The 21674-nt window shown below is 39.3% G+C and carries 16 protein-coding genes; 1 reads left to right on the top strand and 15 read right to left on the bottom strand.

The genetic code is table 11. The features are described 5' to 3' along the window. The first annotated feature begins 115 nt into the window (after positions 1-115). Positions 116-1825: an RluA family pseudouridine synthase gene (locus FNN08_RS03325; RefSeq protein WP_143583335.1), complete on the top strand. Its 1710-nt coding sequence runs from the start codon at positions 116-118 to the stop codon at positions 1823-1825. A 90-nt stretch (positions 1826-1915) separates the two neighbouring features. Here the strand turns inward: FNN08_RS03325 and FNN08_RS16435 are convergent, their stop codons facing one another. The 15 genes from FNN08_RS16435 to sdhC form a co-directional block, all read right to left on the bottom strand. After that, positions 1916-3844, bottom strand: coding sequence for a putative Ig domain-containing protein (locus FNN08_RS16435; RefSeq protein WP_221931763.1), 1929 nt, complete (start codon positions 3842-3844; stop codon positions 1916-1918). A gap of 240 nt (positions 3845-4084) precedes the next feature. Further along, on the bottom strand, positions 4085-4957 hold the full coding sequence (gene sucD, locus FNN08_RS03315; RefSeq protein ID WP_143583334.1) for a succinate--CoA ligase subunit alpha: 873 nt from the start codon (positions 4955-4957) through the stop codon (positions 4085-4087). Then, on the bottom strand, positions 4957-6123 hold the full coding sequence (sucC, locus tag FNN08_RS03310) for an ADP-forming succinate--CoA ligase subunit beta (protein WP_143583333.1): 1167 nt from the start codon (positions 6121-6123) through the stop codon (positions 4957-4959). The genes sucD and sucC overlap by 1 nt, the downstream gene beginning before the upstream one ends. 559 nt (positions 6124-6682) lie before the next feature. Then, the gene (locus FNN08_RS03305) at positions 6683-7906 is read right to left on the bottom strand and encodes an alginate export family protein (protein WP_143583332.1); all 1224 of its coding nucleotides are present in this window, start codon (positions 7904-7906) and stop codon (positions 6683-6685) included. A gap of 51 nt (positions 7907-7957) precedes the next feature. Next, the gene (locus FNN08_RS03300; protein ID WP_143583331.1) at positions 7958-8812 is read right to left on the bottom strand and encodes an ABC transporter ATP-binding protein; all 855 of its coding nucleotides are present in this window, start codon (positions 8810-8812) and stop codon (positions 7958-7960) included. 33 nt (positions 8813-8845) lie between these two features. Next, the gene (locus FNN08_RS03295) at positions 8846-9745 is read right to left on the bottom strand and encodes an ABC transporter permease (RefSeq protein WP_260679292.1); all 900 of its coding nucleotides are present in this window, start codon (positions 9743-9745) and stop codon (positions 8846-8848) included. A gap of 123 nt (positions 9746-9868) precedes the next feature. Continuing rightward, a complete protein-coding gene (locus FNN08_RS03290) occupies positions 9869-11179 on the bottom strand; it encodes a CmpA/NrtA family ABC transporter substrate-binding protein (protein WP_409574598.1) in 1311 nt (436 codons plus the stop codon). Positions 11180-11573: 394 nt separating this feature from the next. Further along, entirely contained in the window at positions 11574-12746 is a 1173-nt protein-coding gene (locus FNN08_RS03285) for a CmpA/NrtA family ABC transporter substrate-binding protein (protein WP_143583328.1), read from the bottom strand. Beyond that, positions 12746-13366 (bottom strand): ANTAR domain-containing response regulator, encoded by a 621-nt coding sequence (locus FNN08_RS03280; protein ID WP_143583327.1) that lies wholly within the window; start codon positions 13364-13366, stop codon positions 12746-12748. The genes FNN08_RS03285 and FNN08_RS03280 overlap by 1 nt, the downstream gene beginning before the upstream one ends. A gap of 373 nt (positions 13367-13739) precedes the next feature. Next, entirely contained in the window at positions 13740-15215 is a 1476-nt protein-coding gene (gene odhB / locus FNN08_RS03275) for a 2-oxoglutarate dehydrogenase complex dihydrolipoyllysine-residue succinyltransferase (protein ID WP_143583326.1), read from the bottom strand. Positions 15216-15263: 48 nt separating this feature from the next. Next, positions 15264-18071, bottom strand: a complete 2808-nt coding sequence (locus FNN08_RS03270) for a 2-oxoglutarate dehydrogenase E1 component (protein ID WP_143583325.1) — start codon at positions 18069-18071, stop codon at positions 15264-15266. A gap of 193 nt (positions 18072-18264) precedes the next feature. Continuing rightward, the gene (locus FNN08_RS03265) at positions 18265-18975 is read right to left on the bottom strand and encodes a succinate dehydrogenase iron-sulfur subunit (protein WP_143583324.1); all 711 of its coding nucleotides are present in this window, start codon (positions 18973-18975) and stop codon (positions 18265-18267) included. Between the two features lie 12 nt (positions 18976-18987). Next, a complete protein-coding gene (sdhA, locus tag FNN08_RS03260) occupies positions 18988-20757 on the bottom strand; it encodes a succinate dehydrogenase flavoprotein subunit (protein WP_143583323.1) in 1770 nt (589 codons plus the stop codon). Continuing rightward, positions 20758-21105, bottom strand: a complete 348-nt coding sequence (sdhD, locus tag FNN08_RS03255; RefSeq protein ID WP_143583322.1) for a succinate dehydrogenase, hydrophobic membrane anchor protein — start codon at positions 21103-21105, stop codon at positions 20758-20760. Then, a complete protein-coding gene (sdhC, locus tag FNN08_RS03250; protein ID WP_143583321.1) occupies positions 21099-21473 on the bottom strand; it encodes a succinate dehydrogenase, cytochrome b556 subunit in 375 nt (124 codons plus the stop codon). The genes sdhD and sdhC overlap by 7 nt, the downstream gene beginning before the upstream one ends. Positions 21474-21674 lie beyond the last annotated feature (201 nt).

Genomic DNA, 21674 nt, shown 5'->3' with positions numbered 1-21674 from the left:
CGTTATTTTGTAAATATCCGCCTACTTTTTGTTTGTTTCATTATTTAATGACCTAACAAGGCCATAGGTGTTAAAATTAAATCACTTCTAACCAATCACTAACTAGCGCTTTATCATGACCTTGTCTAAATCAGATCCTTACTTCACACCTTTATCAAAAAATGTAAGTTCGATCCTGTTACCTGAAAAGTTTACTTATCCTTTTTATTACCAAGCGCACCCGTTAGCAATTGAGGCTAGTAAACTGCTACAAGAGCAGCTCAGCCAAAGTAATTTTCTGCATGACTTTGGTTTAGATAACCAAGGAAAAGTCAGTTTAACTGATAAAGGCGATGATGCGGTTGGTAAAATGTTTGGTGTATTGGTTGTTAAAAATAGCCATGGTGAGCTTGGGTTTATATCTGCATTTTCTGGCTACTTAGGGCAAAGTAATAGCCACAGCAAGTTTGTACCACCGATTTTTGATTTATTAAGCAAAGATGAGTTTTTTAAAAACGAGTTAGCATTAATAAATAAAGTATATAACGAGTACCAATCGTTAAAAAACAGCCAAAAATTAGCGCAATTAAAAGCGGTTAAAGATAAAGAAGTTAATAGCTACGCTAAACAACTTAGCAATCTTAAACAACAAATAAGTACGGCCAAAGATGAGCGCAAACAACAAAGGCTACATGCTACAGAAAACTTGTCTGCACAAGATAAAAGCGCCCTGCTAGTACAGTTAAGTCAGCAAAGCATCATTGAAAAACTTAAATTAAGAGACTTAAAACTTTATTGGCAAGAGCGTATTGATAAGGCAAGTAATGAGCTTTTAATCGTAGAGCAAGAATTAGCAAATCTTGGTAAGACTTATAGAAAGCTCAATAACAAGTTACAAAAGCAACTATTTGCCCAGTACCAGTTATTAAATGCTTATGGTGAGACTAAAGATCTTAATGAAATCTTTAAAGATTCGCCATTTAAAGTACCGCCACAAGGCTCGGGTGAATGTGCTATGCCTAAACTTTTGCAATACGCTTTTAGCAATAATCTAACGCCGGTTGTCATGGCAGAGTTCTGGTGGGGGAAATCACCGAAAACGAATGTACGCCAACATAAAAAATATTACCCTCCTTGTTACAGTAAATGCCAAGCAATACTCAGTCATATGTTAGAGGGAATTGATGTTGAAGATAATCCCCTACTTATCAACCCGGCAACTGATTTAGATATGCCTATTGTTTATCAAGATTTAGATATTGTTGTGGTAAATAAACCATCGGGGTTACTCTCTGTACCAGGGAAATCAATCAATGATTCAGTTTATACGCGTATTAAAAAACAGTTTCCTGCTGCTACCGGTCCTCTTATTGTACATAGGTTAGATATGTCTACCTCTGGCATAATGGTATTAGCACTAAACTCTAGAGCGAATAAAGCTTTGCAACAGCAATTTGTTGAGCGCACTACAGAGAAGTATTATGTGGCTGTTATTGAGGGCATTGTCCAGCAAAACGAAGGGGAAATTACCCTACCACTAACTTTAGACATAGATGATAGGCCAAGACAAAAAGTATGTTTTGATACTGGTAAGCCTGCTTTTACAACATATAAAGTACTCGAACGATTTGAAGGTAAAACCAGATTACAGTTATCACCAAAAACAGGTAGAACTCACCAATTGCGGGTACACTGTGCCCATATTCTCGGTTTAAATATGCCTATTGTTGGCGATGCTCATTATGGTAATAAAGCCGATAGACTACATTTACATGCCCAATATTTAAAAATTAGCCACCCAATTACTAAAAAACAATTAAGCTTTGAAGTAGCGAGTAACTTCTAAATTCAAAAGAAAATAGGCATCCTATTTAAAACTCAACTAAATACTAAAAAGGTCGCATAGCGACCTTTTCAACAATAGCATCTTTGCGACTTAGTTACATTCGACAACCTCAGGAGGATTAGGGAATGAACAACGTTGTTCATATGAGTACTCATACTTCACACCATCAATTTTAACATGCAATATAAGCGTTGTAGGGTCTCCTTCAGGGTTACTACCATGAAGATACTCGGTAGGCCAAGTATCAAAAATATATTGTTGAATTTTTAATAGATAATCATCATCAACTTGATGCGGAATAGGATTGATTTCAATACCAAATTCAGCAACTCTCGCTTCCATATATTCAAGATATTCAATGCCTACCCCCATACCTTCTGGGACTTCTTCACTCGGTCTAAAGTTAAAGCTATTTGCATCGACAAAGGCTTTTTCAACCGTAACTACTTTTTCAGGTAACATGTCATCATCTATTGCTGGCGTAGTCACATTATCAGCAATGCCATCATACATCTTTTGATAGTCTTTTATTGAGTGGCTATCGCTAAATGGCTGCATGATATTATTATTTATCGTATCTTGTGCTGAAGTAGAGTCCCAAATAGAAATTTCAGACGCACTAATACCAATTCCTCTTATGATTGTACTATTATAATAAAGCGAGTTATTACGAACTGTTGTGTCGTCAATAGTATTTAAGCCTAAGCCAGCCTTGCCATTAAATATAAGTAAGTTATGTTCAACTAAGTTTTTCCCAAAGTAGGTTCCTGAATCATTTTGTAAATGTAAGCCATGGCCTTCATCGATTGTAAGGTCAACAAAACCTTTATTAAACACGTGCGATACAATCAATGAGGCATTAGAAAAAACTAAGTTGCCTCTTTGGATCATTTTAGTTTCTTCTGTTGAATCAAAGTCAGTTGTTGTTAAGGTTGAGTTACTTACGCCATGAGTTCCTGATGTAGACCACCAAGCATTATTATATAAAATATTATTTTCAACCGTAACGAAATCACCATAGTTGGTACCAATACCCGCTCCCATAAAGTCATGAATCACATTATTTCTGATCAGTAAATGTTCTGAAGTACCATTGCTTATACCACGTGACTTTAATATCTGAGGGCCATCAACCCACCAATACGGTAAAACTTTATCTAAGTCATATTCCTGAGCAGTACCTTGCAATTCAAGGTTTTCGACAATCCAATAGTTTGAACGAACAAAAGAAAAAATAGTAGCATCTGAAACTATTTTTACGTACTCATTACCTAATGGACGAATTGTATTCCATGCCGATTCCGTACCTAAATGGTCAGCAATTCGCACCATTTGGTTTGCACGATTTCCATCAAAAGGTAAACCATATTCTGGGTCTATATATGTTCCGCCTCTTATATATAAAGTAAATCCAACTTCACCAGTACGTTTAACATAACGTAGTGCCTCATGGATAGTAGTAAAAGGGTTCGTCGGGCTACCATCTGCAGTATCATCATTACCAAGTGTTGATACATAATATCCCTTTGGATCGGGGGTACCAAGAGTCACAGTAAGCTCTAAAGTGACAATCTCTGAAGAAGATCCATTACTTACAACTATTTCTAGAGTATATTCTCCCACTTGATGCTCAGCTGGACTCCAATGCAAAATCCCTGTTTTAGGCTGAATATAAAGACCTTCAGGCGGGTTTTCGATACTAAAGTCTGTTGCTGAGAAATTAACAGGGTTTATGCGGCAAATATAATTATCTCCAGTTTCGACATTAATTTCACACTGCTCGCCTTCTTCAGGAATCTCAGGAACTTCGGGTAACTCAGGAACGTCTGGAACTTCAGGAGTTTCTGGAGTTTCTGGAGTTTCTGGAGTTTCTGGAGTTTCTGGAGTTTCAGGAAGCTCAGGATCTATAGGAGTAATTTGCTCTGGTGATTCTTGATTTTTATTATCATCACTACAACCGCCTGCGGATAAAGCTAAAAATGTAATAAATATCAAGTTTATAGTACGGATAGGTGACATCGAAAACCTTAAAATTAATAATTTGATTAGGCAGTATAAAATGCTAATAAAACTAAAGGTGTAGTCAATTGCTATCTTTAGGAAACAAAATGTTAAGGTAATGTGAATAGGCTAAGGAACAATCTTTTTTGGTTTATTGGAAAACAAAAAAGGCCGCGTTAGCGACCTTTTGTACAGGGATGTACTTATACTCTCGCACCATGGAAGGTAATAAGAGAGTGTTCATACATTATTTGGCTATTACCAACCTGTTTTTTCTTTAAGAGCTGAACCGATTTCAGCTAGAGAGCGAACTGTTTTAACACCAGCAGCTTCTAATGCAGCGAATTTCTCGTCAGCAGTACCTTTACCACCAGCGATGATTGCGCCAGCGTGACCCATACGCTTACCTTCTGGTGCAGTAACACCAGCAATGTAAGAAACAACAGGTTTAGTAACGTTTGCTTTGATGTATTCAGCAGCTTCTTCTTCAGCAGTACCACCAATTTCACCAATCATAACGATTGCTTCAGTTTGAGGGTCGTTTTCGAACATTTCTAAAACGTCGATGAAGTTAGTACCTGGGATAGGGTCACCACCAATACCTACACAAGTAGATTGGCCGAAACCTGCATCAGTAGTTTGTTTAACGGCTTCGTACGTAAGAGTACCAGAGCGAGAAACGATACCTACTTTACCTGGTAAGTGGATGTGACCTGGCATGATACCAATTTTAGTCTCACCTGGAGTGATAACACCTGGACAGTTAGGACCGATCATACGAACGCCCGTTTGCTCAAGTTTAACTTTCACATCAACCATGTCTAATGTAGGGATACCTTCAGTGATAGTAACGATTAACTCGATACCAGCATCGATAGCTTCTAAAATAGCATCTTTACAGAAAGGAGCTGGTACGTAGATAACTGTAGCTGTTGCGCCAGTTGCTTCTACAGCTTCACGAACTGTGTTAAATACAGGTAAACCTAAGTGCTCTTGACCGCCTTTGCCTGGTGATACACCACCAACCATTTGCGTACCGTAAGCAATAGCTTGCTCAGAGTGGAAAGTACCTTGACCGCCAGTGAAACCCTGACAGATTACTTTAGTGTCTTTGTTAATTAATACAGACATTATTTAGCCTCCGCAGCAGCTACAACTTTTTGTGCAGCGTCAGTTAATGATTCAGCAGCGATGATGTTAACATCAGAAGATGCTAATACCGCACGACCTGCTTCAGCGTTTGTACCTTCAAGACGTACAACAACAGGAACTTGAACACCAACTTCTTTAACAGCGTCAATGATACCTTCAGCGATCATGTCACAACGTACGATACCACCAAAGATGTTAACTAAAACAGCTTTAACGTTGTCGTCAGAAAGAATGATTTTGAATGCTTCAGCAACACGTTCTTTAGTAGCACCGCCACCAACATCTAAGAAGTTAGCTGGCTTGCCGCCGTGTAAGTTAACGATATCCATTGTACCCATTGCAAGGCCAGCACCGTTAACCATACAACCAACGTTTCCGTCTAGAGCAACGTAGTTTAATTCCCACTGTGCAGCATGTGCTTCACGCTCATCTTCTTGAGATGGATCGTGCATTTCACGGATTTTTGGTTGACGGTATAAAGCGTTACCATCAATACCAATTTTACCGTCTAAACAGTGTAGGTTACCTTCGTCAGTAATAACTAACGGGTTGATTTCTAATAATGCGAAATCAAAGTCATTGAACATGTTAGCAAGACCCATGAAGATCTTAACAAATTGCTTCATTTGAGTTGGGTTTAAACCTAACTTGAAACCTAATTCACGTGCTTGGTAAGCTTGAGGACCAACAAGAGGATCGATTTCAGCTTTGTGAATTAACTCTGGAGTTTCTTCAGCAACAGTTTCAATCTCAACACCACCTTCAGTAGATGCCATGAATACAACTTTACGAGTACCACGGTCTACAACAGCGCCTAGGTATAATTCGTTAGCGATGTCTGTACAGCTTTCAACTAAGATTTTAGAAACCGGTTGACCGTTTGCATCTGTTTGGTATGTAACTAAGTTTTTACCTAACCAGTTTTGTGCGAACTCTTTGATTTCTTCTTTAGTTTTTACTAGCTTAACGCCACCAGCTTTACCGCGACCACCAGCGTGAACCTGAGTTTTAACAACCCACATGTCTCCGCCAATTTTATCCGCAGCTTCTGCAGCTTCTTGAGGTGTATCGCAAGCGAAACCTTCAGAAACCGGTAAACCATATTCAGCGAATAATTGTTTCGCTTGATACTCATGTAAATTCATGATGTTTCCCAATTGCTATTTGAAATGAAGTTACCGTATTGCTCAAATGTAAACCTTGAGTAAATACACTAACCGTTATAATTGGCGGTGATTATATAGGGAAACTGACGCTTATTAAACCCCCTTGTTACAGATTCGTGACGTTTAATTACAAACCTACATTCAAAGCCTAAAAATACAGGCTTTTAGAGAGTTATACTTTAGTCGTATCGACTAAATTTATGTATATAAATGTACTATGCTCAGATGCATAATAAAGAAAATAAATGTTTTATATTCCGGATTTATCACAAGAGTTAATAAACCGAGTTACTGGTGAGCACGGCTTATAAATAAACGTTCAGTTGGCTATTAACCCTTTCCATATTTGGCGATTGATGCGAGGTAAAATAACAAGAGCCTGTCGATAGTAGTTATAATCAAGCTCTGTAACAGCCTCTCGATTATTATCGCAATATTCCATACAAATTTGATTAATTAACTTGGTATTATGCTTTGCTATTATCCCCTTCTTTTCAGTGCACATTGCACAGTGCACGAAAAGAATTGGCTCAAAACCTTAAAAGCGTGCACCTACCCATAACCAAACTTTATCGGTATCTACTTTACCAGCGGCATCATCTCCGGCTGAGTATGCCGAAAATTTGATCCCACCATTAAAATAAGTAGCAAATTTTGCCGCGTACTGTACGTTTAATTCAGAGCCTAAATCATCAATACCGTAACCGTCGTCATTGGCTGTAAAGTCATGATAAGCAACAAGTACACTACCGCCAAGTAACTTAGTGCTTGCACTTACATAAATATCGTTTAAGCCAACACTAGGTGTACCTAAGAACTGATCGCTCCAACCATTAAACTTATGCAACGTTGCAAGCGGGGTTGAAAAACCGTATTGACCATCATCACTACCTAACGCCTCTAAGCCTAATTTAAGATTAAATTTACCTAGCGCAATGCCACCTTCAACGTTAATGTAATCGGCGTCGAACTCTGTTGTTCCGGTTTCACTGGTTTGGGTAGCATATTCAAGGCGATAATTTACATCTTTAGAAAATAACTGACCTTTACCAGCAAAACTAACACCAAAAGTATCTAATGCGTTATCTGTGTCTTGGTCCACTTCAAGCAAGTAGCCATAACCGGTAACTTTACCAAAACCTAAGTTATAACTGGCATTAATTAAGTGATCTTTTGATTCAATATCTTTGCTTTCGGCAAAAATACGATTGCGTTTGTTGATATAAGCATAACTTGCACTTAATTTATCGGCGCTGTAGTTAAAAGTAGCGCCGTCAAATGTTTGCTTATCTTGGCGCCAGCCCACATGACCGACAAAACGATGTCCATCAAATGTGATAACTTGACGCCCTACTTTGGCGGTAATACCGTTTGCTTTGTATTGCACAAACCCTTGGTCTAGTTCTGTGGTATTAGGATCGGCTATTACTGAATATTCAGGATTAGTACCGTTAGCATCATTATAGTCTTCAACGTCGTTTACATCACGCGAGTCTTCAAACTCAACGACAGCAGAAAAGCCACTAAAATCCTTGGTTTGATAATGTAACAAGGTACGCAATGTTAATGCCTCAGCATCTTTTAGCGCATTATCTTGCTCTACTGATTCAAAGCGTAGACGAAAATCAACGAATGCTTTGCTTGTGTTTGCAGCCGCGTCAGCAGCGATAGCAGTAGTTGACATAAACGGTAAGCTTGACGCTAAAGCGCAAACCGCAAATAGTGATTTATTATTATTGTTAATTATATGTTTGAGTTTCATATTTATTCCCTGAAAAATTTTATTATCTGTTACATGTTCTTGTTACATGAGTTAAGCAACTTCAATTTTCGGTGTTTTATTTTCACCTTTAGTTGCAGTGGCTGATTTATTACTGATCACTTCAACCTTGCGCTGTTTTTCATATAAAAACGTCAGCACGGCAGAGCGTAAGCGGTTATATTCCGTATTATTTGCTAAGGCGATTCGATCGCGAGGGCGAGGCAGCGTTACCTCAAGAATTTCGCCAACAGTGGCGGCAGGTCCGTTGGTCATCATCACTATTTTGTCGCTTAGCAACACGGCCTCATCAACGTCGTGAGTGATCATAATTACGGTATTTTTTAATTCATCTTGGATTTCCATAAGCGAGTCTTGCATATGGGCACGAGTCAATGCGTCAAGAGCGCCAAAAGGCTCATCCATCAGCAACACTTGCGGTTGCATTGCTAGAGCTCTAGCAATACCTACACGTTGCTTCATGCCGCCCGAAATTTCATCTGGGCGTTTATGCATCGCGTGCTCCATATGAACTAGCTTAAGATTGTGCTCTATCCACTCTTTCATCTCGGCTTTGTTCATGGTTTTACTAAACACTTCTTTTACCGCAAGCTCAACATTTTCGTATGCACTTAACCACGGTAATAAAGAATGGTTTTGAAATACCACCGCACGCTCAGGACCTGGGCCTAGAACATGGCGATTGTTTAATAACACACCGCCTTTACTGGCTTGATATAAGCCAGCTACCACGTTTAATACCGTAGACTTACCGCAACCAGAATGGCCAATAAGTGATACAAACTCGCCTTTGTTAATCTTTAAGTCGACTTCTTTAAGCGCGGTAAAATCACCTTTAGGTGTTGGAAACACCATATCAATTTTACTAATATCTAAAAATGTACTCATAATTTTCTCCTATGCGTCCTATCAATTTATGCTTTAGCGACTTGCACTGGTTTTATCCCAAGATAATTTGCGTTGTAACATCAACATACCTCTATCAAGTAGAAAACCAATTAAACCGATAGCAATGACAGCCGTCATAATTCGACTAAGTGATTGCGAACTACCATTTTGAAACTCATCCCAAACAAACTTACCAAGACCCGGATTTTGCGCTAGCATTTCTGCGGCAATAAGTACCATCCAAGCAATACCAAGCGAGGTTCGCATACCAATAAATATTGCCGGTATGGTTGCGGGTAAAACAATTTTGCGAATATGAGTAAGAGCTGGCAGTCGTAACACTCTTGATACGTTGAGCCAGTCACTATTAATTGAAGCAACGCCAACAGAAGTTTGAATAACCATAGGCCAAATACAACACAAAGTTACGGTGATCATTGAGTTAATAAATGATTTAGCAAATAAAGGATCGTCTGACACATATACAGCACTAACAACCATAGTCACTAGTGGCAACCAGGCTAATGGCGACACCGGCTTAAATATTTGTATAATTGGGTTAATCGCATTATTTAACGTTTTACTTAAACCAATCGCTATTCCCATAGGAATGGCAATAACTGCGGCAACAATAAATCCAGACATAACCGTTACTAAGCTAGTGGCTATTTGGTCAATAAAGGTTTCTTTACCAGTGTAACTCCTAGTTTTAACAACGTAGTTTGGATCGTTAGCAAGCCTTTCGCTATTGCGTAACTCTTGTCGTTGATAAAACGCGTCTTCCTTGCTGCGTTCATCAATATGCTCTTGATAAAGGTTACCTATTTGCGTGGCAACGGCACTTGGTCCAGGAAACTTACCTAGTGATGTATCAATATAGCTGGCCGATAACGACCAAAGAAATAAGAAGCAAACAATTCCGATAAAAGGCATGATAAGCGCAGTAAAATTACGACCTATACTTATAAACCAATCGGGTAGATTGACTGTATTAACAGTAAACTTGCGAATTAATGTGGTCATTTTCGTCTCCAGAGACTAATACTTATTAGCGAATTAAATTTTATCGCCGGCTTTTAAACCAATTGCGAATTTATTGATGTAATCATTTGGTTTATTACCGTCATAAACGATACCGTCGATAAAGTGTGTTTGTGGGCTTCTAAAACCGTTGTCAGTAGCAAGTGTAGGAAAGTCACTGGCACTCATCAGTTTTTCGGCAATCAAAGACTCAGCAGCACTTTTATAGATATCTGGGCGATACACTTTTGCAGCAACATCTTTGTACCAAGAGTCTGGTTTGTCATCGCTAATTTGTCCCCAGCGGCGCATTTGTGTTAAATACCAAATGGCATCTGAGTAATATGGGTATGTTGCGTTGTAACGGAAGAATACGTTGAAATCAGGTACGGCACGTTTGTCGCCTTTTTCGTATTCAAATGTTCCAGTCATAGAATTACCAATAACTTCTGCATCAGCACCAACGTAATTTGATTGAGATAGAATTTTTACCGCTTCTCCGCGGTTGGCATTGTTCTCTTCATCTAACCATTTAGCAGCGCGAATAAGGGCTCTAGTTAAGCGGATAGTCGTATTTGGGTATTTCTCAGCAAAATCTTTAGTAATACCAAATACTTTTTCAGGGTTATCTTTCCAAATTTCGTAATCGGTTACGACAGGTACACCAATGCCTTTAAATACGGCCTGTTGGTTCCAAGGTTCACCAACACAATATCCGTAGATAGTACCGGCTTCCATAGTTGCGGGCATTTGTGGCGGCGGAGTTACCGAAAGCAGAACATCGGCATCAATTTGCCCTGATGTATCACCTTTTTCAGGAGCGTAGAAGCCAGGGTGAATACCGCCAGCGGCTAACCAATAACGCAGTTCATAATTATGGGTAGATACTGGGAAAACCATGCCCATGTTAAATGGCTTACCTTGATCAAGGTATTTATCGACAACAGGTTTAAGTGCATCTGCTTTGATCGGATGTACCGGTCTACCATCTGCTTGCTTTGGTATATTACCTTTCATCTCTTGCCAGATCTTATTAGAAACAGTAATCGCATTACCGTTTAAATCCATTGAAAACGGAGTAATAATCTCGGCTTTTGTACCATAACCAATATTGGCAGCAATGGGCTGACCTGCAAGCATATGTGCGCCATCAAGACGGCCATCAATAACGCCATCAAGTAATACTTTCCAATTTGCTTGTGCTTCAATGGTTACGTACAAGCCTTCATCTTCAAAAAAACCTTTTTCATAAGCAACCGCAATAGGCGCCATATCGGTAAGCTTAATAAAGCCAAACTTTAATTCTTCTTTTTCTGGGTAGCCTAACTTCTCTGCTGAAGCAGACATGCTTACGCTAATTGTTGACAAAGCAACCGTCGCCGCAAACACGGCCTGACATACTTGCTGCTTTATTTTTTTTACTGAATGTTTCATGTGTTATTCCTCATCACTAAAACTTAAAAATAAAAAAAGCCTGGCACTCTTATCCATAACAAATGGAGAGTGACAGGCTTCTATGCCAAACTAATGTAAAACTACGTCGTTGCAGTTAATTAGTTTTGAATTTTGTATGTGCTAAAAGGATAAACTTTTTAGCGGTACTCTTTACCTCCGCTGTTGGAGCAATAAAGAGTCTTTTAACTTAACTACAGTATACAATGCAGTTACTGTGCCAAACTTTAATAAGCCGTAAACTAGGGCTTTGCACGATATCTTCTTATTTAAAAAGATCTTAATTGCATCAAATTTGCCCAAACTCGTTCTGTTTTAGTGCGTCAATTTCAACATTTTTATCGCACGCTTGTTCGTATTGTTGCAACCAGTCCATCGCTTGTTGGTAAATACTGGCACTGTATATATTTTTTAATTCTATGATCGTTAACTTGTTTGCATCAGCTCCCTGTTCGACAAAGGCCGATGCAAAATACTCCTGCAACTGATATACATCAGATTCTAGGGGTTGATTAGCAAAAATATCTTCGCTAGAAGTAAAACGATTATATAAATCAACACTTCTAGGAGCTTCGCCTTGCATAGTTAAACAACTGCCTAATAAACTTGGCGCAATCACGTCAATTGGCGTATTGATATATTGCTTTTGGCTCAGCAATTTTGCGGCTTCAAAACGATTAGGGATATTACTTAGCCACTGGCAGGCTAATGATAATGCACTAATTAAAGCATAAGCCGTTGTCGGATTTTGTACATACCATTGGCGTTTAAACGCTAATACTTTTTCAGGAAGATCAGGCCATATATCCATCGATGTAGCAACTGTAACCCCAACCCCTTCCCTAACAGCTTTAGCGTTGTAAGGTCCGCCAACACAAAAACCATCAATATCATTATGCCTTAATGCAGACACCATATTCACTGGCGATATAATAACGATATTAATATCGTTAGGATCAATACCGCCTTGTTTAAAGTAACTGATCAATTGTAAGTAATGACAACTGTATGGATACACGGTTGCAAAGGTGAGTTTCTTACCCACTTTTTTTAGCTCAGAGACTTGTTGATAAAGACTTTTAGCATTTAACGAAGATGTTGTACTGCTTGTTGGGTTAACGGCTTCAAATAATTTACGACTTAAGGTAATAGCATTACCATTGCGACTTAAAACAAATGGAGCAACTAAGTCCTGGCAATGAGGGTCAAAACCACAAGCACCTGCTAAAGGCATTGGAGCAAGTAATTGTCCTGCATCTAATACGTTAGTAGCCAGTTTATCTCGCATACTTGCCCATGAGTTTTCTTTACTCAAGGAGACATTGAGGCCAAACTTTGCAAAGTAACCTAATTCCTTGGCGACAATTAAAGGAGCACAGTCAGTAAGTGGCATAAAACCTAACGTTAATTTTACTTTTTCAATGGAGCTATGGCTCTTTTTTTGTAATTGATAATCCACCATTAAGCAGATTCCCCTGCAAACATGTCGGCCATGGCAAGCATATTTTTAGCGACATCTTCAACTTTCTGGCTATTATCCATCGCTGTTTTTCGAATAAAATGATAAGCATCATTTTCGGAAAGGTTGCGACTTTGCATTAACCATAATTTCGCCTTTTCTATGCTTTTTTGTGAAGTTAACTTTTGCTTGGTAAGTTTGAGTTCATCTTTTAAACCTTGGTATTCGGCAAAACGTGCAACGGCAATATCGACTATCGATTTAACCCTGCTGTAATCGATCCCGCCAATTACATAGGCACTTACCCCTGACTTAACCAATTGTGTTATGGTATTTTGATCTTCTTCTTCTGAAAAAATAACAACAGGCTTTGGCGTTGAGTGAGATATACGATGTAAGTTTTCGAGCATATCTCTGTCAGGTGACTCCATATCAATAATAATGATATCAGGCTGCGTAGTCTCTACTTGTTTAAGTAAAGGGATACCAGAATTAATCACTCGCGTAACGTCATATCGAGCACTTTGCAACACGCCTTCTAAAATTTGTGCTTTATCACTGTCTGTTTCAACAAGTAATACTTTAAGTTTACTTGCAAGTGAAAGAGTGTTTTTTGATTTCATAAATTGCTGAACATAATAATAATACCAATGAATCTATTCAAAGTTTATGCCAAACAATCAAACCTATAAATATCAGCAACTTACAGCAGCGGTTAAACAAAAAATATTGATCGATGTTCTATGATGTAGCAATTGGGTATTAACAATGTGCAATTGAATTAAGCAGTAAGTTAGTGAAATTGTTTTTACATAAGCACTATCTATTACAGGAGATCCCGTCCAAAAACATGACGGGAAGACGGCTTATATTAAGAAGCTCCCTTCACTTCACATTTGAGCGCGGTCTTTGATTTTACAAAATCCAGACACAAAGAAGCCGCTAAAAAGCGGCTTCTTAATTTTACGATTAAATATCTAAATTAAATATCTAGTACTAAATATCTAAAAGAAGGCGAGCTGGATCTTCTAGTAACTCTTTAATTGTTACTAGGAAGCCTACTGACTCTTTACCGTCGATCAAGCGGTGATCGTATGATAATGCTAAGTACATCATAGGTAAGATTTCAACTTTACCATTTACCGCCATTGGGCGGTCTTGGATTTTGTGCATTCCTAAAATTGCCGCTTGTGGCAAGTTAAGGATTGGCGTTGAAATTAGTGAACCAAATACACCACCGTTAGTGATAGTGAAGTTACCACCTTGCATCTCGTCCATAGTTAGCTTGCCGTCACGGCCTTTAATTGCTAAATCACGGATACCGTTTTCAATACCAGCCATACCTAATTGGTCAGCGTCACGTAATACTGGAGTAACAAGACCACGTGGTGTTGATACAGCAATAGAGATATCGAAGAAGTTGTGGTAAACAATATCATCGCCATCAATTGATGCATTAACTGCTGGGTAGCGTTTAAGCGCTTCAGTAACTGCTTTAACGTAGAAAGACATGAAACCTAAACGTGTGTCATGAGTTTTCTCGAATAAATCTTTGTATTGAGCGCGAAGGTCCATAATAGGCTTCATGTTTACTTCGTTAAACGTAGTAAGCATTGCTGTAGAGTTTTTCGCTTCTAATAAACGGTTTGCAATAGTCTTGCGAAGACGTGTCATAGGAACACGTTTTTGGCTACGCTCGCCTTGTGCAACAACAGGAGCAGTTGCAGCAGCGGCTTTAGGAGCTGCAGCTTTTGGCGCTTTAGCAGCAGCTAAGTGTGCTTCAACGTCTTCTTTAGAAATACGACCGCCTTTACCTGAGCCTTTAACTTGAGCGGTAGTTAAACCGTTTTCAGTTAATAAACGACGAACAGATGGAGATGCAATATCGTCACCTGCTGTTTCTTCAGCAGCAGGAGCCGCTGTAGCTGTTGATGTTGCGCCAGCGTTTAAGTGACCAATAAGTTGGTTACCTAAAACAGTGTCACCTTCAGCGTGGATGATTTTACCAATTACGCCATCTTCTTGAGCCACAACTTCAAGAACTACTTTATCTGTTTCGATGTCAACAAGGTTTTGGTCGCGAGTTACCGCTTCACCTTCGCTAACGTGCCAAGTAGAAACTGTTGCATCAGCAACTGATTCTGGAAGAACAGGTACGTTAATATCGATTACTGAACCGGCAGCTGTTGGTGCTGCTGATTTAGTTTCTGCTTTCGCAGGAGCAGCTTTTGCATCTGCGGCAGCGATAACACCGATAACTTGGTCACCAAGTACGGTTGCGCCTTCTTCTTGGCTAATTTCGCTAATAACACCATCTTCAAGTGCTACTACTTCTAATACTACTTTATCAGTTTCAATATCAACTAGGATTTGATCACGTGATACTGCATCACCAACTTGTACATGCCATGTAGCTACCGTTGCGTCAGCAACTGATTCTGGTAAAACTGGAACCTTAATTTCAGTTGTCATTTTTATTCCTTAGAAATCTTAAATTCAAATTGCTTAACTGCTTTGCAGTTAAGCTTTATTAATAGTTAACGCATCATTTACTAATGCTTGCTGTTCTTTAACATGCAAAGACATATAGCCACATGCTGGTGCTGCTGACGCTTTACGACCAGCATATGTCAATGTTGAACCTTCAGGGATTGCACTGCGGAAATGATGTTGGCTACAGTACCATGCACCTTGGTTTTGAGGTTCTTCTTGACACCAAACGAAATCTTTCGCGTTTGGATATTGTGCGATAACGTCTTTTAATTCTGCTTCAGGGAACGGATATAATTGCTCAATTCGAACAATTGCTACGTTTTTCTGATCGTTCTTACGACGTTGTTCAAGTAGCTCGTAGTAAACTTTACCAGAACACAATACAACGCGTGTTACATCTTTTGCTTTTAGCTCGTCGATTTCACCAATAACATTATGGTAAGTACCGTCAGCTAATTCTTCTAACGAAGAAACGGCTAAAGGATGACGAAGTAAAGACTTAGGCGACATTACAATTAATGGGCGACGCATTGGGCGTACCACTTGGCGACGTAACATGTTAAATACTTGCGCCGGAGTAGAAGGCACACATACTTGCATGTTGTGATCAGCACATAATTGTAAGAATCGCTCTAATCGAGCAGATGAATGCTCAGGCCCCTGACCTTCATAACCATGTGGTAATAAAATAGTTAAGCCACATAAACGGCCCCACTTTTGCTCACCAGATGATAAGAATTGGTCAAATACAACTTGGGCACCGTTAGCGAAATCGCCAAACTGTGCTTCCCAAATAGTTAAACCACTTGGTTCAGCCGTTGTATAGCCGTATTCAAATGCTAATACCGCAACTTCTGATAATACAGAATCGTATACTTCAAATGGCCCTTGCTCTTTACTGATGTTTTGTAAAGGCATGTAAGTAGACGCATCGTCTTGATTATGAAGTACAGAATGACGGTGGAAGAATGTACCACGCCCTGCATCTTGACCAGTAATACGAACTCGATCACCAGAATCAACGATTGAAGCATAAGCTAAGTTTTCAGCAAACCCCCAGTCCAGTAATTTTTCACCCGTAGCCATTTTCTTACGATCATCGTATATCTTCTTAACACGTGATTGTAGTTTATGATCTTCAGGGTAAACACTGATGCTAGAGGCAAGTGATTTTAACTTGTTAACGTCAATTTTATGATCGTATTCATCATCCCAGTCGTGACCAATGTATGGAGTCCAGTCAACAGAGTGCTCTGTCATTGGGCGCCATTGTTCAACAGTACATTGGCCTTCATCAAGCAGCTTACGGTAATAAGCAACTAACTCTTTCGACTCAGCACTGGTCATTGTACGTTCTGCATCTAATTTATCAGCGTACATTTGACGAGGTGTCGGATGAGTTTTAATTTTTTGATACATTAACGGCTGTGTTGCGTTTGGCTCATCAGCTTCGTTATGGCCATGACGGCGATAACAAACTAAATCGATAACCACATCACGCTTGAACTTGTTACGGTAATCAAGAGCAACTTGAGTTGCTAAGATAACCGCTTCAGGATCGTCACCATTAACGTGTAAAATTGGTGCCTGTACCATTTTTGCAATGTCAGTACAGTATTCAGTTGAACGTGTATCTTCTGGTTTGGAAGTAGTAAAACCAACTTGGTTGTTCACTACGATGCGGATAGTACCACCTACTTTATATGCACGAGCTTGTGACATATTGAAGGTTTCTTGTACTACACCTTGACCAGCAATAGCTGAGTCACCATGAATAGTGATAGGTAATACTAAGTCACCTTTGTCACAATCACGACGGTCTAAACGAGCACGTACGCTACCAATAACAACTGGGTTAACTATCTCTAGGTGAGACGGGTTAAACGCTAGTGCGATATGAACATTACCACCTGGGGTTACGAAATCAGAAGAGTAACCTTGGTGATACTTAACATCACCGGAACCGATTTGATCTACTTTACCGGCGAATTCGTCAAAAAGTTTGCTTGGGTTTTTACCCATAACGTTAACTAATACATTTAAACGACCACGGTGAGCCATACCAAGTACGACTTCTTTAGTGCCATGCTCACCTGCGCGAGTGATCAACTGCTTTAACATTGGAATTAAGCTATCGCCGCCTTCTAATGAGAAACGTTTTGCACCAGGGAATTTAGCACCTAAGTATTTTTCTAAACCGTCTGCTGCAATTAAGCCTTTTAAAATTTCAGTTTTTTCTGCTTTACTGAATTTAGGTTTTGATTGCACAGATTCAAGACGTTGTTGTAACCAACGCTTTTCGGTAGTTGAAGTGATGTGCATGTATTCTGCACCGATTGAACCACAGTACGTATTATTTAACGTAGTGTAGATATCACCCAACTTCATTGATTCTTGGCCTACGGCTAAAGAACCAACATTGAATTCTTTATCAAACTCAGACTTAGATAAATCATGATGAGATAACTCAAGGTCGCGAACACGTTCACGTTGCCAAATACCTAGAGGATCTAGATTGGCATTTTGATGACCGCGAAAACGGTATGAGTTAATAAGTTGTAGTACACGAACTTGCTTTGCATCAGATTCAGAGCCAACGGTAACGTGTTTCACGTTCTCTTTAGCTAATTGACGAAATTCTGCACGAACAACACTGTGGTTCGTTTCAGTATTTACGCCATCAACTTTTGGCAATTCATCAAACACTTTACGCCACTCATCAGATACAGAGTGTGCATTTTCTAGGTAAGATTCGTATAACTCTTCAATATATTCAGCGTTGTTACCGCTAAAATGGGAAGACTCTAACCAAGCCTTCATTACACCTTCAGGCATTTCCTGTTCCTATAAATTGGTTATAACCAATAGACGTTTAATCAAACATTCATAACAAGACTAATAGTTTAATGCAGCTATAGTAAATGTTATAAACTATTTAAGTTAAAACTAAAATGCCAGGTCTGCTTTCACAGACCCGGCGATATACCTTATATATTTTAGCTATAAAAACTAAAATTTAATGTATTAGTTATACCGCTCTTTGTAACAACATAGACTTAATTGAACCTATGGCCTTAGTTGGGTTAAGACCCTTAGGACATACGTCAACACAGTTCATGATGCCATGACAACGGAATACACTATACGCATCTTGTAAATCGTCTAAACGTTCATCAGTTGCAGTATCACGGCTATCGATTAAGAAACGATAAGCATGTAATAAACCAGCAGGTCCGATAAATTTATCTGGATTCCACCAGAACGAAGGACAAGAAGTTGAACAACAAGCACATAAAATACACTCGTATAAACCATCTAGCTTGTCACGCTCTTCAATCGACTGAAGGTGCTCACGAGCTGGAGGGTTTTGACCATCATTAATTAAGTATGGCTTAATTTTTTCATATTGATTATAGAACTGAGTCATATCAATAATTAAATCACGCACTACCGGTAAACCAGGTAATGGACGTAAAACGATAACTTTCGCTTTAACATCTGATAATGGCGTAATACATGCTAAGCCATTTTTACCATTCATGTTTAAACCATCACTACCACATACACCTTCACGACATGAGCGACGGAAAGATAATGTAGGATCTTGCTCTTTTAATAAGATAAGAGCATCTAATACCATCATGTCAGAACCTTCTGGAATTTCCAGTGAGTATTCTTTCATGTAAGGTTTCGCGTCAACATCAGGGTTGTAGCGATAAATTGAAAACTTCTGAATCATGTCAACGGCTCCTTAGTATGTTCTTGCTTTCGGTGGGAAAGCTTCACGGTGTACTGGCTTCATGTTCACGTCACGTTTAGTCATCTCTTCAGTTTGAGGTGAATAAATTGAGTGACATAACCAGTTTTCATCATCACGTTCAGTAAAATCTTGACGGGCATGTGCACCACGCGATTCTGTACGGAAGTTAGCCGCTTTTGCAGAACAGAAAGCTGTTTCCATTAAGTTATCTAATTCTAAACACTCGATACGTTGTGTGTTGAATTCAGATGACTTGTCGTCTAGGCGAGCATTTTGTAAGCGTTCACGGATTTCCGTTAACTCTTTCATGCCTTGCGCCATTGCATCACCTTCACGGAATACCGAGAAGTTTAATTGCATACATTGTTGTAAGTCTTTACGGATTTGCGTTGGGTCTTCACCCTTATCGCTAGCTTCCCAACGATTATAACGAGCAAGTGCCGCATCAAGATCTGATTGACTAGCATCTTTTCCGCTCTCAGTATCTTTTAAGTAAGTACCTAAGAAGTTACCTGCTGCGCGGCCAAATACAACTAAATCAAGTAATGAGTTACCACCTAAGCGGTTAGCGCCGTGTACAGATACACAAGCAATCTCACCTACAGCGAATAAACCTTCAACAACAGTTTCTGTGCCATCAGGGGCAACAGATAAAGCTTGACCGTTAACGTTACAAGGTACACCACCCATTTGGTAATGACATGTAGGGATAACTGGAATTGGTTCTTCTACAGGGTCAACATGAGCAAACGTTCTTGATAAGTCACAAACACCTGGTAAACGTTTTTCAAGCGTTTCTTTACCAAGATGGTCAAGCTTAAGCTTAATGTGTGGACCCCAAGGACCGTCACAACCGCGACCTTCACGAATTTCTGTCATCATTGAACGAGCAACAACGTCACGACCTGCTAAATCTTTAGCATTTGGTGCATAACGTTCCATGAAACGTTCGCCGTCTTTATTTAGAAGGTAACCACCTTCACCACGACAACCTTCTGTAACAAGTACACCAGCACCGGCAATACCTGTTGGGTGGAACTGCCACATTTCCATGTCTTGCATTTGCACGCCAGCACGAAGTGACATACCAACACCGTCACCAGTGTTGATGTGAGCATTAGTAGTAGAAGCGAAAATTCGACCTGCACCACCAGTTGCTAAAACAGTAGCACGAGACTTGAAGTAAACTACTTCACCAGTTTCGATACAAACAGCAGTACAACCAACAACGTTACCGTCATCATTTTTAACTAAATCTAGTGCGTACCACTCAGAAAATACGTTAGTTTTGTTTTTAACGTTCTGTTGGTATAAACAATGAAGCAGCGCGTGACCAGTACGGTCAGCGGCAGCAGCTGTACGAGCAGCTTGTTCACCACCAAAGTTTTTAGATTGGCCACCGAATGGACGTTGGTAAATTTTACCTTCTTCAGTACGAGAGAAAGGTAAACCCATTCTGTCTAACTCAATGATTGCTTCAGGACCTGTTTTACACATGTACTCGATTGCGTCTTGGTCACCGATAAAATCAGAACCTTTAACCGTATCGTACATGTGTTGTTCCCAATGATCTTCATGAGCGTTACCTAGAGCAACAGTGATACCACCTTGCGCAGATACCGTATGAGAACGAGTAGGAAAAACTTTTGAAATCAAGGCACAAGATTGGCCTGACTCAGTGATTGCTAAAGCGGCGCGCATACCTGCACCACCAGCGCCGATCACTACGGCATCAAATTCACGAACAGGAACGTTGTTCACTTACACACCCCACACTGTTAACAATACAGCTAAAACATAAACGAATAGCGTAATAGTAAAGATAAATTGTAATAAACCACGTACTTTAATATTTTTTACGTAGTCTGTTAATACTTGCCAAATACCAATCCAAGCGTGGAAAAGCACTGCAATAACGGCAAGAATTGTAAATATTTTCATTGCAAGGTTAGCGAAAAGTCCTTGCCAAATTTCATAAGTTACTGTTGGAGTACAGATGAAAAAGCACAGCATAAATATGCTGTATGCTGCCAATACAAGAGCACTTGCACGAATTAAAATAAAATCGTGAATACCATTGCGGCCTAAAGTTGCTACGTTGCCTACCATATCCAAACTCCTGCTAATACTGAAAGAACAATCCAAAGAGCAATAACAAATTTAGCACTTGTTTGGCCTGAACCTTTTTCTTCTAAATGGCCCATATCCATAATTAAGTGACGGAAGCCACCAACGATATGATAAGTAAGAGCTGAAACGATGCCCCAGATGATGAATTTAAAGAAGCCACCTTCTAAACATTCTTTAACTGAAGCGAATCCTTCAGCAGATGAAAGAGATATTGAAAGGGTCCAGATTAGAATACCTACAGCGAAAACCATCATCACACCACTAATACGGTGTAATATTGATGCCTTGCCCGCTGCTGGTAACTTGATTGTTGACAAATCAAGATTTACAGGTCGTTGTTTTTTCACGTTTTCTTGCCTAAAGGGTTGTTGATCTAACTATTATTTTTAAATGTATCTTATTATTGTCGATAATTTGACAAAAAAGATACCCCTACTTTAGTAAAGTATTTAGGTTAAATTTTCCGCTTATCTATAGCTTATGATAAATGATTTACCGACAAACAGATCGGGAGAATTATATAGATGTATAAATTGAATTACAATTAA

The organism is Thalassomonas sp. M1454, assembly GCF_007097525.1.
In the GTDB taxonomy this organism is placed as follows: Bacteria; Pseudomonadota; Gammaproteobacteria; order Enterobacterales; family Alteromonadaceae; genus Thalassotalea_A.
This window is presented reverse-complemented; position numbering and strand designations above follow the sequence as displayed.